The sequence below is a fragment of the Halomonas sp. PA16-9 genome (assembly GCF_009728585.1).
GTDB classification, from domain to species: Bacteria; Pseudomonadota; Gammaproteobacteria; order Pseudomonadales; family Halomonadaceae; genus Vreelandella; species Vreelandella titanicae.
Genome location: NZ_CP040451.1, coordinates 2,872,719 through 2,888,541 on the forward strand (window position 1 = coordinate 2,872,719; position 15,823 = coordinate 2,888,541).

At 55.2% G+C, this 15,823-nt stretch carries 9 protein-coding genes and 5 pseudogenes; 5 read left to right on the top strand and 9 right to left on the bottom strand.

The features are described 5' to 3' along the window. Positions 1 to 154 precede the first annotated feature (154 nt). Both rraA and FDY98_RS13290 read left to right on the top strand, forming a co-directional pair. Complete coding sequence (rraA, locus tag FDY98_RS13285) at positions 155 to 649, top strand: ribonuclease E activity regulator RraA (RefSeq protein ID WP_022523259.1); 495 nt, start codon at positions 155 to 157, stop codon at positions 647 to 649. A gap of 42 nt (positions 650 to 691) precedes the next feature. Continuing rightward, on the top strand, positions 692 to 2,635 hold the full coding sequence (locus FDY98_RS13290; RefSeq protein WP_009286919.1) for a glycerophosphodiester phosphodiesterase family protein: 1,944 nt from the start codon (positions 692 to 694) through the stop codon (positions 2,633 to 2,635). Between the two features lie 8 nt (positions 2,636 to 2,643). On the opposite strand, the pseudogene ggt reads toward FDY98_RS13290, so the two are convergent. Beyond that, positions 2,644 to 4,433 (bottom strand): annotated as a pseudogene (gene ggt, locus FDY98_RS13295) (gamma-glutamyltransferase). Between the two features lie 110 nt (positions 4,434 to 4,543). After that, a pseudogene (ppsA, locus tag FDY98_RS13300) lies at positions 4,544 to 6,918 on the bottom strand (phosphoenolpyruvate synthase). Positions 6,919 to 7,174: 256 nt separating this feature from the next. Here ppsA and ppsR point away from each other — a divergent pair. Then, positions 7,175 to 8,013: pseudogene (ppsR, locus tag FDY98_RS13305) on the top strand (posphoenolpyruvate synthetase regulatory kinase/phosphorylase PpsR). A 35-nt stretch (positions 8,014 to 8,048) separates the two neighbouring features. On the opposite strand, the gene FDY98_RS13310 reads toward ppsR, so the two are convergent. The 4 genes from FDY98_RS13310 to FDY98_RS13325 form a co-directional block, all read right to left on the bottom strand. Continuing rightward, positions 8,049 to 8,627 (bottom strand): hypoxanthine-guanine phosphoribosyltransferase, encoded by a 579-nt coding sequence (locus tag FDY98_RS13310; protein WP_009286922.1) that lies wholly within the window; start codon positions 8,625 to 8,627, stop codon positions 8,049 to 8,051. A 64-nt stretch (positions 8,628 to 8,691) separates the two neighbouring features. Further along, positions 8,692 to 9,729, bottom strand: coding sequence for a beta-N-acetylhexosaminidase (gene nagZ, locus FDY98_RS13315; protein WP_027957456.1), 1,038 nt, complete (start codon positions 9,727 to 9,729; stop codon positions 8,692 to 8,694). Positions 9,730 to 9,792: 63 nt separating this feature from the next. Then, the gene (locus FDY98_RS13320) at positions 9,793 to 10,329 is read right to left on the bottom strand and encodes a L,D-transpeptidase (RefSeq protein ID WP_027957457.1); all 537 of its coding nucleotides are present in this window, start codon (positions 10,327 to 10,329) and stop codon (positions 9,793 to 9,795) included. After that, positions 10,307 to 10,999 (bottom strand): TetR/AcrR family transcriptional regulator, encoded by a 693-nt coding sequence (locus tag FDY98_RS13325; RefSeq protein ID WP_022523252.1) that lies wholly within the window; start codon positions 10,997 to 10,999, stop codon positions 10,307 to 10,309. The genes FDY98_RS13320 and FDY98_RS13325 overlap by 23 nt, the downstream gene beginning before the upstream one ends. Positions 11,000 to 11,266: 267 nt before the next feature. Here FDY98_RS13325 and lexA point away from each other — a divergent pair, with 267 nt between their 5' ends. Further along, positions 11,267 to 11,947 carry a transcriptional repressor LexA gene (gene lexA, locus FDY98_RS13330; protein WP_027957458.1) on the top strand — a complete coding sequence of 227 codons (681 nt, stop codon included), beginning with the start codon at positions 11,267 to 11,269 and terminating at the stop codon, positions 11,945 to 11,947. A gap of 8 nt (positions 11,948 to 11,955) precedes the next feature. On the opposite strand, the gene FDY98_RS13335 is transcribed toward lexA, so the two are convergent. Both FDY98_RS13335 and purU read right to left on the bottom strand, forming a co-directional pair. Continuing rightward, positions 11,956 to 12,552, bottom strand: a complete 597-nt coding sequence (locus FDY98_RS13335) for an energy-coupling factor ABC transporter permease (protein ID WP_340146553.1) — start codon at positions 12,550 to 12,552, stop codon at positions 11,956 to 11,958. 113 nt (positions 12,553 to 12,665) lie between these two features. Then, positions 12,666 to 13,519, bottom strand: a pseudogene (gene purU / locus FDY98_RS13340) (formyltetrahydrofolate deformylase). A 229-nt stretch (positions 13,520 to 13,748) separates the two neighbouring features. On the opposite strand from purU, the pseudogene FDY98_RS13345 reads away from it, so the two are divergent. Next, a pseudogene (locus FDY98_RS13345) lies at positions 13,749 to 15,357 on the top strand (ribonuclease J). Between the two features lie 43 nt (positions 15,358 to 15,400). Here the strand turns inward: FDY98_RS13345 and moaE are convergent. Continuing rightward, the gene (gene moaE, locus FDY98_RS13350) at positions 15,401 to 15,817 is read right to left on the bottom strand and encodes a molybdopterin synthase catalytic subunit MoaE (RefSeq protein ID WP_230804827.1); all 417 of its coding nucleotides are present in this window, start codon (positions 15,815 to 15,817) and stop codon (positions 15,401 to 15,403) included. Positions 15,818 to 15,823 lie beyond the last annotated feature (6 nt).

The window sequence follows — 15,823 nt, forward strand, 5'->3', positions numbered from 1 at the left end:
GATGCTCGCACCATCGCAGAAGATGTGACACGTTGCATTTTCTGAGTCGATGACCGAACGCCCCGCCACTGTTTTACAGGGCGGGGCGTTTTTTTATGCTCTACCTTTCTAAACTGTCCGGTAATCCAACAGTGTTTACCCTTAGGAGCTTGTGATGACGAAGTCGATTGATATAGTGACGCCCGATCTCTGCGATGCGCATCCAGAGGTTGCGGTGCTTGACCCGTTATTTGCCAATTTTGGCGGGCTTGAAGCTTTCTATGGCCCTATTCGTACAATCAAATGCTTTGAAGATAACTCCATGGTGAAACAGGCCGTTGCCGAGCCGGGTAACGGCGCGGTGCTGGTGGTGGATGCGGGTGGTTCGCACCGCTGCGCCATGCTGGGGGATATGCTCGCCGAGCAGGCCGTCGCCAACGGCTGGGCAGGGATCGTTATGTACGGCTGCGTGCGCGATGTGGATATACTCGCCGCCCTGCCGATTGGCGTTCAGGCGCTAGGCAGCCATCCGCGCAAAAGCGAAAAACGCGGCGAAGGACAACGCGATATTGACGTCACCTTTGCTGGTGTTACTCTTCAGCCTGGACAGTGGCTGTATGCAGATAACAACGGCATTATTGTTGCCGAGCAAGAGCTGCCACTTTCCTAACAAAGACCTCCGTAGTCATTAAATTTGTCTTAAAAGAGCCTCTTGCCAGGTGTGGCGGTTACTGCCACCCTGGTGGCTCATTCTTACCGTTTAATGACGATGCAGCCTTTGACCTACCTTGGCTCTGCCTTACTACGCACGCTGCGCGATCATCTTCGCCCACTGATCGCCTACCACCTGTTTTTTACCCTGCTTGCCTCAGCCTTGCTGCTGCCAGCGATCACCTGGATGACACGCTGGCTGCTTGCCCAACTCAACCGTACAGTGGTCACCAACGATGAATTGATCGCACTACTGTTTAGCCCGCTGGGTTTGGTAGGCATGCTGGTAGGGCTTGGGTTCGCTTTTTTGATTATTTACTGGCAGCAGGCAGGCATGCTGCAGGTCGCCGTCAGGCCCCGTGACAATCACTATCGGCTGGCCCTTGAAGCACTCTGGCTAAGCACCCGTCGGCTACCTGCCCTCGCGGGTCTTGTCATACTCCAGGTAGGCACCCACTTACTACTGCTCGTGCCCTTTATGGCTGGGCTCGCGTGGCTTTACGATTTCTGGCTGAGTGGTATAGACCCCTACTATCTTCAGCGCGTGCGTCCCCCTGCACTGTGGTATTTCATGGCGTGCGCGCTGCCACTGATTATTGCCTGGGTATGGGTAGCGTCATGGCTCTACCTGCGCTGGCTATTGGCGCTCCCCCTCGTTGCGTTGGAAAGCTGTAACCCCTGGCAGGCACTTAAACGAAGCGTTAGCTTAACCCGCGGCTGGCGCCGCTCCATTGGCGCTGCGGTACTTCTGCTATTGGTCGTGATCGTTAGCCTGCCGCTACTGGTGACACTGCTCTTTGACCGCCTATTCACGCCACTTCTGTGGTGGCTGCCTGAGCATAATGCCGTGCTCATCCCAGCCATGCTGGCCTACTTACTCGGCTATGTGCTGATCACCCTGGCCATTACCTTCATCGGTATTGCCACCAATGCGCTGCTTTCCGCCTGCCTCTATATGCAGCTGGCCCACAGAGAAGCTCGACCCGCACCGCCACCTGAGGATTTTAATGCAGGCAAACTGGCCTGGGCGGTAGAGCTTAGCGTACTCATTTTTGCCGGCCTTCAAGCATGGTGGATACTCAATAGCTTTGAGATACATGACAACGTCGCGGTGATTGCCCACCGTGGAAGCTCCATGGTGGCCCCCGAAAATACCCTTGCCGCGCTGGAGCAGTCACTACTTGATGGCGCCGACTATATCGAAATAGACGTACGCTTGAGCCGTGACCAACAGGTTATGCTTTACCACGATCGCAGCATGGCGCGGCTAACCGGCGATCCTCGTGAGTTTGGCGAGCTAACCAGAGAAGAACTCAGCCAATTCGATGTAGGAAGCTGGTTTGGTGATGCTTATCAAGGTGAGAACATTCCAGGCTTGGATGAAGCGCTGCAAAGAGTGCGCGGAAAAGCCGGACTAATGATCGACATCAAGCCTCTGCCGGGGCAAGAACAGGCGCTAGCCGATGCCGTTATCGAGACTTTGAATGCAGAGAGTGACGTGCGCTATCGCTGCTGGGCAACCCAACAAAGCGCTTTTGACGGCTATACAGCGTGCGGTTTTCCCAATGCGCTAATGGATATGCGCATGGCTACCATGTCCCCATCATTACTTAAACATATCAAAGCCCAAGCACCTGAATTGCGCGTTACCTTACTGGCCCAGCTTATACTGCCCGGCACGCTAAACCGGCGTGACTTTGATGCCCTTGGGCTACGCCATAACCGCATCACGGAAGGGGAAGTTCGCTTAGCGCGACTATATGGTTACGAAATACACGCCTGGACCGTCAATGACCGAGCTCGTATGTCAACGCTGATTGATCTGGGGGTCGATGCGATTATCACCGACTACCCAGATCGTTTAAACGAACTTATTCAAGTCCGCCGCGAATTAAGCGACGGTGCACTAATGCTAGTGAAGCTGCGCAACTGGCTTCGCCAATAGAGGTTGGACTAATCGCCCATTACCACCCCTTCGCGCCGAGGGTCAGCACCACCAAACAGAGTGCCATCTTCAAGGCGCATAATGGCCTGAAGGCCGCTGGTTAGCTCCCGCTCGCTGACCGTATGACCACGCTCACGCAGTGATTCTATGGTTGCCTCAGGAAAACGCCCCTCTTCCACATAGACATCCCCACCCAAAGTAATAGCATGGGGAAGGTTGAGCGCCTCTTGAGCGCTTAACCCCAGTCGCGCAGTGCGACTAATGTACGGGCGGTGTAATGAATAATGGCGGCGCCACCTGGGGAGCCCAAGCTGGCTACCAGCTCGCCGGTTTCTTGATCAAATACCAGGGTCGGGCTCATGCTGGAGCGGGGACGCTTGCCGGGCTCTACCCGGTTCGCTACGGGCTCGCCATCCACTTCAGGGGTAAATGAAAAATCGGTGAGCTCGTTATTGAGCAGGAAACCACCCGCTAGCCCCGTGCCACCGTCGGACATAATTCGCGAGCCAAACGCCTGCTCGATGGTGGTGGTCATAGCCACCGCGGTGCCCTCCTCATCGACAATACTGATATGGCTAGTACCGTACTCGGGCTGTTCGGGCTGGCTAGCCCAGCTCACGTCAAGCTCCCCAGGGTTACCCGGTTCAGCGCTGTCGCCCATGCTCATCTCTTCGATAAGTGCACTGCGCTGCTCCAAGTATTCCGGGGCTAGCATCAATGACCAATCGCCTCCCGGCGCCTCGACAAAGTCAGGATCGGCGATGTAACGGCCACGATCCGCAAAGGCCAGGCGTGAGGCTTCCAAGAATTGATGCAGCCACCCACTGCTTGCAGCACCACTGTCTAACGGGGCTTCAAGCAGTGGCTGCTGATCAAGCATGCCTAAAATCTGCATCACGGTCAGATGACCCGATGAGGGTGGCGGGAAACCACATACTTCCCACTGTTGCCAAGGCGTACACAGCGGTTCTCGGTTAAGCGCCTGGTAGCCACTCATATCCTCAAGCGTCAAACTGCCTGGACGCTCAGGGTGGTTCTGAACGCGCTCAACGATGTCTTGTGCCACGGCTCCTTCGTACAAGGCGACGCTGCCTTGCTCAGCGACGCGGCGAAGAACGGCTGCCAACGCTGGGTTTTTGAGCGTTTCACCAACGGCGATAGGCTCACCGTCTGAATCATAATAAAACTGGCTCGCTACTGGGTCTTGGCGCAGAAACTCATCACCAGCCAAGCTGGTATGCAACCGATTGCTAACCTCAAAGCCCTCCTCGGCCAGGGTGATTGCCGGGATAAACAGCTCTTCCCAGGCCAGCTCACCGTGCTCAGCGTGGGCTTTCTCAAGCATACGCAGCGTGCCTGGCACTCCCACTGAGAGGCCGCTAACCACTGCTTCATTAAACGCCAGCGGCTCGCCATCCTGCATAAACAGCTCACCGTTAACGCCTTGGGGCGCGGTTTCACGACCATCGTAGGCACGCACTTCATCGCCATCGAAGTACATCAAAAAAGCACCACCACCAATACCACTGGACTGAGGCTCAACCAGGTTCAACACCATCTGCACCGCAATGGCCGCATCAATGGCGTTACCACCGGCTTTAAGTACTTGGTAACCGGCATCGGTGGCGAGCGGGTTAGCTGCTGCCACCGCAAATGACTCGGCTTCCCAGCCGGGCTTCTCTTCATAGCCCGATTCGCTTTCAGGGGAAATGGAGGGTGTCTCATAGCTAAACCCCCAACTATACAATGGCGCTACCAGCAGAACAGGTAGCGCATACTTAACCGATTTTGGTGACATCTCAGCGCTCTCCATGACAAGTTAAAAAACCACTCCAAAAGAGTAGCCTATTAAAACATCAACGCCCGGCACAATGGCCGGGCGTAAAGTAAAAACTAGGGTAGGCTCGATTAGTCGATTTTTTGCCCTGCCAGCATAAACCAGGTTTCCAGCACCGCATCGGGGTTGAGTGATACAGAATCGATACCCTGCTCCATCAACCATTTAGCCAAGTCAGGATGGTCTGACGGCCCCTGTCCGCAGATACCAACATATTTGCCCTTCGCCTTACAGGCTTGAATGGCCATGGCCAGGAGCTTTTTAACCGCCCCATTACGCTCGTCAAACAGATGCGCCACGATGCCGGAATCACGATCCAAACCTAACGTTAGCTGGGTCAGGTCGTTTGAACCAATGGAGAAACCATCAAAATACTCAAGGAACTCATCGGCCAGCAGTGCGTTGGCGGGCAGCTCGCACATCATAATCACTTTAAGCCCTGTGGGGCCGCCACGTTCGAGGCCATTAGCCGCCAACAGCTCTACCACCTCACGTGCTTCGTCGGTGGTACGCACAAAGGGCACCATGATTTCGATATTCTCGAAGCCCATCTCTTCACGCACCCGCTTGAGCGCTCGGCACTCGAGTTCAAAGCAGGGCCTGAACGCCTCTGAAATGTAGCGCGATGCCCCCCGGAAACCGAGCATGGGGTTCTCTTCCCCCGGCTCATAGAGTTTGCCGCCAATCAGGTTTTCGTATTCGTTGGATTTAAAGTCGGACAGCCGCACGATGACGCGCTGGGGATGAAACGCTGCCGCTAGCGTGGAGATACCTTCAACCAGTTTATCGACATAGAAGCTGACCGGGTCGGTGTAACCCGCAGTACGTAAATCGATCACCTGCTGTAAATCAACCGGCAGCGTGTCGTACTCCAACAGCGCTTTAGGGTGGACGCCGATCATGCGGTTAATGATAAATTCCAAACGCGCTAAACCCACGCCTGCGTGAGGCAGACTGGCAAACCCAAAGGCGCGGTCAGGGTTGCCCACATTCATCATAATTTTAAAGGGGATTTCCGGCATCGCATCGACGCTGGAGACTTTGCAATCAAACTCCAACAGCCCTTCATACACATTGCCGGTGTCGCCTTCCGCACAAGAAACCGTGACATCGATACCCTCTTTTAACTGGGTAGTCGCATCACCACAGCCAACGACAGCGGGAATACCCAACTCACGGGCGATAATCGCCGCATGACAGGTACGCCCACCGCGATTGGTGACGATCGCGGAAGCACGTTTCATGATCGGCTCCCAATCCGGGTCGGTCATATCGGTGACCAGGATATCGCCATCATGGATCTTATCCATGTCATCAGGGCTGAGCACGACTTTGACGGTACCCCGGCCAATACGTTGACCAATCGCTCGGCCGGTTATTAACGTACGACCCTTTTCACGCAGCTGGAAGCGCTCGAGTTTACCGCCCTCCTGCTGAGAGACCACCGTTTCAGGACGCGCCTGGACGATGTAAAGCCGACCATCATCGCCATCTAACGCCCACTCAATATCCATGGGCCGCTGGTAGTGCTGCTCGATAGTCATCGCCTGACGGGCCAGATCCATCACTTGCTGATCGTTGATACAGAAGCGGCCGCGGTCGGCATGGGGCACATCGACGGTCTCAACCGATTTACCGGCGCTGGCATCCTGCCCATAAACCATCTTGATCAGCTTGGAACCTAAATTACGGCGCAGCACCGCCGGGCGGCCCGCCGCCAGGGTCGGCTTGTGCACGTAGAACTCGTCGGGATTGACTGCACCCTGCACCACGGTTTCGCCCAAGCCCCAGGAGCCAGTGACAAAAACGGCGTCTTTAAAGCCGGATTCGGTGTCCAGGGTAAACATAACGCCTGCCGCACCGGTCTCTGAACGCACCATTTTCTGAACGCCCGCCGACAAGGCGACATTTCGTGGGCGTAGCCACGGTGCACTCGGTAGGAGATCGCACGATCGTTAAACAGCGAGGCAAAAACCTCGTGCACTGCACGCTTGATATTGTCGAAGCCTTCGATATTCAGGAAGGTTTCCTGTTGGCCTGCAAAGGAAGCGTCGGGTAGATCTTCCGCGGTGGCTGAGCTGCGCACGGCTACTTTCAGTTGCGGGTGCTGTTGCTGCAGCTGGCCGTAGGCATCGCGCAGGGCCGATTCAAAGGTAGGAGGTAGCGGCGTATCGATGATCCATTGGCGTATATTGCGGCCCGCCTCAGCCAGCGCTTTAACGTCATCGACGTCCAGACGGGCCAGGGTGGCATTAATGCGCTCGTTTAATCCTTCGTGGGAGAGAAATTCACGATAAGCGTGGGCGGTGGTGGCAAAACCGCCAGGAACCGTCACGCCAGCACCGGACAGGTTAGAAATCATTTCACCCAGCGAGGCGTTTTTACCACCTACGCGTTCGACGTCCGCCATGCCCAGCTGATCGAACCACAGAATGTACTCTTCCACGTAACCCCCTCGCTCATAGATATCTGCATGACCTTGACGATCATGGATAATTGATTGAGACACCCTAGCACCACGCCAATATATTCGCCATTGGTCTAATAGCGAAGAGAGTGGAGGATTTTTACAACAGCAGGGCTTTTTGGGCTATTTATGTAGTCAGATACATTTGAGCCCGCCAAAACGCCCAATGATGACACGTTGTGCTGACAAACAGCTCGGCTCACAATAGCCGTATCACTCACCCGTGGACTTAGTTATGAAACGTACGGCTTTTTTTATTTCAGATGGTACCGGCATCACGGCGGAAAGTTTAGGACGTAGCTTGCTGGCCCAGTTCAGCGATGTTGAGATCGATATGCAGACCAAGCCCTATATCGATACGTTGGAAAAAGCGCAGGCGTTAGCAGCGATTATTGAGTCGACAGCCAACCGGGATGGTCATCGCCCCATTATCATTGACACCATTGTGGATCAACAAATACGCGACGTTATTCGTAAGGCGTCCGGCTTTAAGGTCGATATTTTTTCCACCTTTCTGGAGCCCTTAGAGCAAGAACTAGAGACCCACTCCTCCTACAGCGTTGGGCGCACTCACTCGATAGGCAGCGATGATGTCTACATGGATCGTATCCACTCCGTCCACTTCGCGCTGGATAATGATGACGGTGCACGCACCCACCAATACGATAAAGCGGATATCATCCTGGTTGGCGTCTCGCGCTGCGGCAAAACACCTACCTCGCTTTATCTGGCGCTGCAGTTTGGCATTCGGGCGGCTAACTACCCGCTGACGGAAGACGATTTAGACGAAGATGGCATGCTGAAGCTACCCAAGGCGCTCGTGCCCCATCGCAAAAGCTGTTTGGGTTAACCATCGATGCGCGACGCTTGTCGGCAATTCGCAACGAGAGACGCCCCAATAGCCGCTATAGCTCGATGGATCAGTGCCTACAAGAAGTGGAACAGGCCGAGTCGCTCTACCGCACCATGCACATTCCCTTCATCGATGCGACACGCTTCTCGGTGGAGGAGATTTCAACGCGGATGATTGCTGAAACCGGCTTAGCGAGGCGTTTCTCGCCCCCGCTAATGTAAAAACTACTACAAAAACTACGCAAGCCCCCAGTGGATTACATGCCTTTGGGGGCAAAAATTCCCGGCGCGTTGCGCCAGTAGCCTTTGTAATCCATACCAAAGCCAAACACATAACGGTCGGCAACTTCCAGGCTGCAGTAGTCGGCTTTCAACCCAGGCACTGCTTTGCGGTTGTGCTGTTTATCGACCAACACCGCTGTGGTAACGCTGGCGGCCTGGGCCTCTTCGCAGTAAGCCAAAATGGCCGCCAGGGTCGCCCCCTCATCCAGGATATCGTCAACAATCACTACGTGACGGCCCGCCATGGGCACTTCAGGGGAAACGCGCCAAAAAAGCTCGCCGCCGCGCAGCTCGTTGCGGTAGCGAGTGGCATGCAAATAATCTACTTCCAACGGAAAGCCCAAGCGGGTAAGCAGATGACCGGTGGTAATCAAGCCACCATTCATTACGCAGTAAAAAACCGGCAGTTTATCGCCTAAATCCCGAGTAATCTCTTCCGCCATACGATCCAGCGCCCGCTCTACCTCTTGCTGAGAAATTAGGCAGTCGGCGTTATCCATCAGCTCACGCATCGAGTCCAGCGACTCTAATGCTTCTTTATCCAACTTTGACATCTACCAACTCCACGGCGGGTTAAAACTTCATTTATTTAAGTAAGAGATTTATTCAGCGCTGGGCTTACTCTGCTTCCGCACTGGACTTGGGCTTATCCGCTAGCGCTTCCAGCTTAGCGTGAGTACGACGCCAACGGCCCAATGCACTCAGCGCATCTAGGTCTGGGCGCGCACGGCTATAGCGCAACTTAGCGGGGCGCTTAGAATTGATTCCGTGGCATGCCTCCATCACTTCAAGCGCGGAGGCTCGGTCATTACATACCAGCAGCATATCGCAGCCTGCTGCCAGCGCTGCCTGGGCACGCGCTTTGGGGTCTCCCGCTTCGTGGGCGCCTGCCATACTCAGATCATCAGAAAAAACGCAGCCTTTGAAGCCGAGCGATTCCCGCAACATGCCCAACCAACTGGGTGAAAATCCTGCTGGGCGTGTATCGAAAGCACTATAAATAACGTGCGCCGGCATGACCCCATCTAACTGCGAGGCTAATTGGGTAAAGGGCACAAGATCGTGCTGTTTAATCACGTCCAGCGGGCGATCGTCTACTGGCAAGGCAACGTGGGAGTCCGCCGCAACCCCGCCGTGGCCGGGAAAGTGCTTGCCCACAGCAGCCATACCGGCATCATGAAGCCCTTGAATAAACGCGCTACCTAGTTGAGCCACGTGCTGGGGGTCATTACTAAAACTACGATCGCCGATAACGCTGGACAGACCGCTCTCAACATCTAATACCGGGGCGAAGCTCAGATCCAGACCGCAGGCAGCCATCTCCATCCCTAACAACCAGCCGGCATCTTTGGCTAACGCCAGCCCCTCTTCCGGGGTGGTGCGGTAGCTCTCACCGATACGCGCCATGGCAGGCAGGCGTGTTAACCCCTCTTTTATGCGTTGAACGCGACCGCCCTCTTGATCCACGGCGAGCAGTAAATCAGCACGCACGCGGCGAATATCGCTGCAGAGCTGGCGAACCTGATAGCCATTTTCGACATTGCGGGCAAACAGAATAACGCCTCCGACCGTCGGTTCTAGCAGCAAGCGCTTTTCTGCAGCCGTCAATTTGGTGCCTTCAAGGTCAAGCATGACCGGGCCTAACGGTTGAGTCATCGTGATAGGTCCATGAAAAGGGGCGATGATTCTAGACGATCGTCTAGCGGTGTCAAAATCTGATCAATCAAAGGACTGGCGGCCACCGTGCAACCAAACAGGGGTACCCGGCAACGCTAACGAAAAGATATAGAGCAGATCAGGATTGCGTAAACGAATACAGCCGTGGGACGCAGCAACGCCCATGGGCTCGTCAGGCGGCGTCCCGTGCAGGTAAATATAGCGCCGTTGCGAGTCCACCTGACCACCGCGGTTCACGCCCTTTTCCAAGCCACACAGCCACAGTATGCGGGTCAGAATCCAGTCACGCTCTGGATGCTCTTCGGCGAGTTCGGGCGAAAATGTCTCGCCCGTCCAGCGGCGACCTCGAAACACCGCATTTTCGGGCATATCTCCGCCAATGGCCGCGCGCACATAGTGCCACCCGCGGGGGGTTTTACCACTGCCATTGCGCTCCCCGCTTCCGGCAGCACCGGATGAAATAGAACACTCATGGAGCACTTTTGGCCCTCGCCAACAGCGCAGCAACTGTTCGGTAGTATCAATCTCCAGCCAGATATGTTCCGTTGGAGGTAGCTCAGCTAGCGTAGGAGTTCGCATGTTTTCCTTCTTCTGGCTTGGCACCGTCAAGGGCTATGGGTAACGGCGCATTCATAGCAGCCACCACTACCGGGAGCAATCGCCTGACCAAATCACGCACAGAGACCTGCTCGTGGTAATCCTTCTCCGCGATATCGCGTAGCGCATCAAGGCCAGACAGGGTAAAGATTACCGTGCCGAGCACAAAGTGTAGCCGCCAAAAACGCTCGGCGTCAGGCAGATCCGGCGTTGCTTTGCGCACAAGCTCGGTGAAGCGTGTAAACACATCGCCATACTCTTCCTGGATATAACGTCTTAGATGTCCCTGTGCTTGACTGTAGGCAAGACCCAGCAGGCGCATAAACACTTTCAAACTATTGCGCTCGGCGGGCACCGCGAGAACGGTAGTTGCCATGGTCTCGAGCAGTGTTTCCAGCGGGATAACGCGCCCGGCGTGTTGGCCCTCGAGCTCATCTAGCGCAGTATGAAAGCGCTGACTAAACGGATCCAGGTAGCGGGCAAAAACGGCCTGAATCAAGGCTTTTTTGGAACCAAAATGGTAATTAACAGCGGCTAAGTTAACCCGCGCTTTGCTAGTGATGTTGCGCAGCGAAGTTTCAGCAAAACCCCGCTCTGCAAACAGCACCTCGGCGGTGTCGAGTATACGGGTCACCGTATCAGATTGAGCCATGTCGCTCTCCAGGGAAACAGGTGTTTAAAACATAGCAAAATACTATGCCATAACGTAGGCGGGCTCAACGCTTGATTTATTGACAAAATGTGACGTATTAAATAAGCAGAAACTTAGTTTCAAACGATTAGAAAAATTGCATAGACATCGGCAATAGGCACTGACAAGCCATATACTGGACAGAGGAACATACTGTATACTTAAACACTTATTGATTAAGTCGACATTTAACTTGTTACTGTCTATTCACTATTTATGGAGTCTGGTATGTCGCGTCCGCTAACCGCTCGCCAACAGCACGTGTTTGATTTTATCGTTAAGACCATGGGCGAATTTGGCTACCCTCCTACCCGCGCCGAGATTGCCAAAGCACTTGGCTTCCGCTCACCCAATGCGGCTGAAGAGCACCTGCGCGCGCTGGAACGCAAAGGCGTTATTCGCATTATCCGCAACACCTCTCGCGGCATCCGCCTGCCCAACCAGGAACCTCAAGAAGTCCTGGATAGCGCAGTCCCCGCCTTACCCACAACCAACGTGGAAGCCCCACCCACTGGCCTGCCTGTGATCGGGGAAGTAGCTGCCGGCAGCCCCATTTTGGCCGCCGAACATATTGATCGCTACTGCCCGCTACCGGCCGAGTACTTCACTCCCAAAGCTGACTATCTGCTGCGCGTACGCGGCCTTTCCATGAAGGATATTGGCATTTTGGAAGGTGATTTACTGGCGGTTCATCGCACTGACCGGGTTCGCGATGGCCAGATCGTGGTTGCCCGCCTGGACGATGAAGTAACGGTTAAACGCTTCAAACGCCAGGGGCATCAAGTGACGCTGTTTGCAGAGAACCCTGATTTTGCGCCCATTGAAATCGACCTGCGCTCTCAAGCGCTCGATATTGAAGGCGTTGGAGTCGGCGTAATTCGTGGTGGCAACGGCCAGGCACTCGGCTAATAAATCCGCTACTGCAGGTCGATATAGCGGTGGTCATTGAAGGTGGCCACCCAGTTTGGGTGATAGACCAGCAGGATGCTCAGCAGCATGCCAGTAATAAATGCCTCTGAAGGCATTAGCAGTGGTAAAAAACGCGCATACTCCTGGGCGAGATAGATCGCCTCAGGGTCTGTACCCGCGACGATAATCAGCACTACCGCCGCCAAGCCTCCTCCCAGCGTTGCCAGCGCCGCGCCAAAAAAGCCGCAGGCAAACAGAAATACCATCAAGTTATCCGGCAGGCGGCGATCTACCAGCCGCCATACCGTGCCAATAACGGCCGCCGGGACGATCCCGGTAACCAGCACATTTGCCCCCAGCAACATCCACTCATTGCGGCCAATCACCACCATGGCAATGTTGATCAGCACGTTGCTAATCAGCGCTAATGGCGCTTTAAAAACGAGTGTCATCAATACTGTAAAAACAAGGTGTAGCGTTAGCCAATCAACAGCCTGGGCACGAAGCTGCCACATCAGCATCACCGCCAGCGTAGCACCCAGCCAGCGGTGCTGAAGCGCTGAATCCGCTATCAACACCTGCCAGGGCCGCCCCAAAGCGCCCATGCGATCACTGCTAACGAGAGTAGCCAGGTGAGCAGCAGCGCCCAGGGCGCTAATACACTTTGCGCAAATGACATGGCGGCCTCTCAGGTTGATGGGCGGGCATTATAGAGTACTTAGCTAAATACCACTGTCTTGTTGCCATGCACCAACACACGATCCTCTAAGTGCCAACGCAAACCGCGAGCGAGCACGGCTTTCTCCACATCACGACCAAAGCGGACTAGATCAGTAGGCGTATGACAGTGGCTAACGCGATGGATATCCTGTTCGATGATGGGGCCTGCGTCGAGTTCCTCGGTCACATAGTGGCAGGTAGCGCCAATCAGCTTAACCCCCCGCTGGTAGGCCTGGTGGTAGGGCTTAGCCCCGGCAAAAGAGGGCAAAAAGCTGTGGTGAATATTGATCACTCGCCCCGCATAGCGCGCGCACAGCTCAGGGGGCAGTATTTGCATATAGCGCGCCAGCACCACGCAGTCGGCGCGGGCACTGTCGATTTCGGCCTGAACCTTGGCAAACGATGCTTGCTTATCGTCGGGGTCGACCGGTACATGGTGATAAGGAATACCGTACCACTCCGTCAGCGAACGCATATCATCATGGTTGGAGATAACCCCGACAATGTCGCAATCCAGTTCCCCCGCCTGCCAGCGGTAAAGTAGATCTACCAAGCAATGTGACTCCCGCGACACCATCAGCACGACGCGCCTACGCTGCTGGGTATCCACCAGCGACCACTGCATATTGAATTCGCTGGCTATCGGTTCAAATGCCGCGCTCAGCGCTTCCGCCGACATACCTACCGAATCCGCCAGAATTTCGTAGCGCATAAAAAGCAGCCGGTTTCTAAATCGGAGTGCTGGCTAGCTTCGGTAATGGAGCCGCCCTGCTGGGCAATAAAGCTCGATACCCGTGCAACAATACCCACCCGGTCAGGACAGGAAACTACTAAACGATAATAATGAGACATGTGAGCTACTCTTGACCTATTGCTAAGTTAATTATGACAAACCAGCGGCTTAGGTCGCATAGTGTATCGGAAGGCCGTGGATGATTGTTAGCTGCCCCTGCCTTCCCGTATAGTTAAGACACTACTTTTTAGGTTTTTCATAACAGATGCATTCACCACGCGTTCAAATTCGCCCCCGTCGTCGTCCACCGCTGCGCATTTTGCCGCTGGGGGATGCGGTGAGATTGGAATGAATCTAACGCTATACGGCTATGACGATCACTGGATAGCCGTGGACTGCGGCATGATGATCCGCCAGGATCTTCCCAACTCGCCGCTGCAGGTACCCAATCTTGATACGCCGAAAGCACTAGGGATCGTGCCCAAAGCGCTATTTATCACCCATGGTCACGAAGACCACATTGGTGCCGCAGCCTGGCTATGGCCGATGTGGAACTGCCCCATTTACGCCACCCGCTGGCGGCAGGCCTGTTGCGGCTAAAATTTGCCGAGCATCAGCTTAGCGGTGCGGCTATCCATGTCATTGAACCTGGCGAGGCCCTAGAGAGCGGGCCATTCACGCTGCGCTATTTACTTTTAACCCACTCCATTCCCGAAAGCTGTGCGCTAATAATGATGGCCGGTGGCTATCGCGTTTTACATACCGGCGACTGGAAACTCGACCCTGAACCGATTATCGGCACGCCGATCAGTGCAGCCCTCTTCAAGGCGCTTGCCCCGGTTGACTTGGTAGTGGGCGATTCCACTAACGCCCCCATGCCCGGGCACTCCGGCAGCGAGGGGGACGTCGCCCGCGCCCTGACAAAAACCCTCAGCAACTGCCAGGGCCGGGTGGTGGTCTCCTGCTTTGCCAGTAACCTTGCCCGGGTGTTAGCGATAGGGCGCGCCGCTCAGAAGTGTGGCCGACGCATTAGCTTGATGGGCCGTTCAATGGAGCGCATGGTCAGCGTTGCCCGGGGGCTCGGCTATATGGATGATTTACCGCCTTTGGTGCCCAATCATGACTTAGGCTATCTTCCCCGGATGAAGTGGTGATTATCGCCACCGGTAGCCAGGGTGAGCCCCGAGCTGCGCTACAGCGCCTCGCCCAGGGTCGCCACCCTTTTGTGGATCTTCAGCCGGGCGATAACGTTATTTTTTCGGCTAAAGCCATTCCTGGCAATGAACGCCCCATTGAACAGCTTAAAAAGCGTTTGGCGCACTTAGGTGTCAACCTCTACGACGAGTTCAACCACCCTGAACTGCACGCTACCGGGCACCCCGCTCAGGATGAACTGATCAAGCTGTATCAGTGGGTCAGGCCAAAACATCTCATACCGGTGCATGGCGAAGCCCGCCACCAACAGGCTCATCAGACTATTGCCAAACAGCTAGGCATTAGCGCTCCATTGACGCCGGTGAACGGCGATCTAATTTGCTTTGACAGTCACGGGCTGCGCTGTGAGTCGCGCTATCCGCAGCCGCCCTGCATAGTCAGTCAAAACAGCGTGGTGCCCCACCCTGGCCTTGAGGTGCACGACGCCAACAAGGCCCGTCGCGGCAGCTTATACTTAGCGCTGCCGGTGACGGCTACTGACACTGGATGGGCGCGTATTGGCCGTTTGATGCTGGATGCCTCGGGGGCCAGCCCGCTGGATGAAGATAGCTTTAATGATTGGCTGGATGATCAGCTTGAGGAGATTGCAGCAGAGACGCTTGCCGACTTGCGCCAAGCATTACAGCCTCGCATGGTGCAGTGGCTGGCGGAGCATATGCAGCACCTGCCCGATGTACATCTACAGATTATGGCCGCCGAAATGCCAGAGACTATCCCCCTGGACAACGCCGCCAATCGTTAGAGCTGCGCATTATTGTGAAAAAAAGCGCAGCAACGCGGCCGTCTCACTCCCAGCGCGCTGCATCTTGTTGATCAGAGTGACGCTCTTTGACCCAATACTCGCCCTGGGCAGAGTGCTCTTTCTTCCAGAAAGGCGCCTGGGTTTTCAGATAATCCATAATAAAATCGCAGGCTTCGAACGCCTCACGCCGGTGTGCGCTGGCCACGAGTACGCGCACAATCGGATCGCCTGGCCCCAGGTAACCGACACGATGAATAATCCGCACCGCTTGGAGCGACCAGCGCTGCCAAGCCTGTTCACCAATCTCCGTCAGCGTACGCTCGGTCATTCCCGGATAGTGTTCCAGCGTTAACCCTGTGACGTCCGGCGTTTCATTAAAATCACGCACTAAGCCGGTAAAACACACCACCGCGCCAATATCACTACGCCCCGCCAAGGCATCGTCATAGCCGTAGTCCATTGGAAA

What these genes read in the sequence shown, in the direction of transcription:
- rraA (WP_022523259.1), top strand. Translation starts at nt 155, where the DNA reads ATGACGAAGTCGATTGATATAGTGACGCCCGATCTCTGCGATGCGCAT.
- lexA (WP_027957458.1), top strand. Translation starts at nt 11,267, where the DNA reads ATGTCGCGTCCGCTAACCGCTCGCCAACAGCACGTGTTTGATTTTATC.
- FDY98_RS13320 (WP_027957457.1), bottom strand. Translation starts at nt 10,329, where the DNA reads ATGCGAACTCCTACGCTAGCTGAGCTACCTCCAACGGAACATATCTGG.
- moaE (WP_230804827.1), bottom strand. Translation starts at nt 15,817, where the DNA reads ATGGACTACGGCTATGACGATGCCTTGGCGGGGCGTAGTGATATTGGC.
- nagZ (WP_027957456.1), bottom strand. Translation starts at nt 9,729, where the DNA reads ATGACTCAACCGTTAGGCCCGGTCATGCTTGACCTTGAAGGCACCAAA.
- FDY98_RS13335 (WP_340146553.1), bottom strand. Translation starts at nt 12,552, where the DNA reads ATGGGCGCTTTGGGGCGGCCCTGGCAGGTGTTGATAGCGGATTCAGCG.
- FDY98_RS13310 (WP_009286922.1), bottom strand. Translation starts at nt 8,627, where the DNA reads ATGTCAAAGTTGGATAAAGAAGCATTAGAGTCGCTGGACTCGATGCGT.
- FDY98_RS13325 (WP_022523252.1), bottom strand. Translation starts at nt 10,999, where the DNA reads ATGGCTCAATCTGATACGGTGACCCGTATACTCGACACCGCCGAGGTG.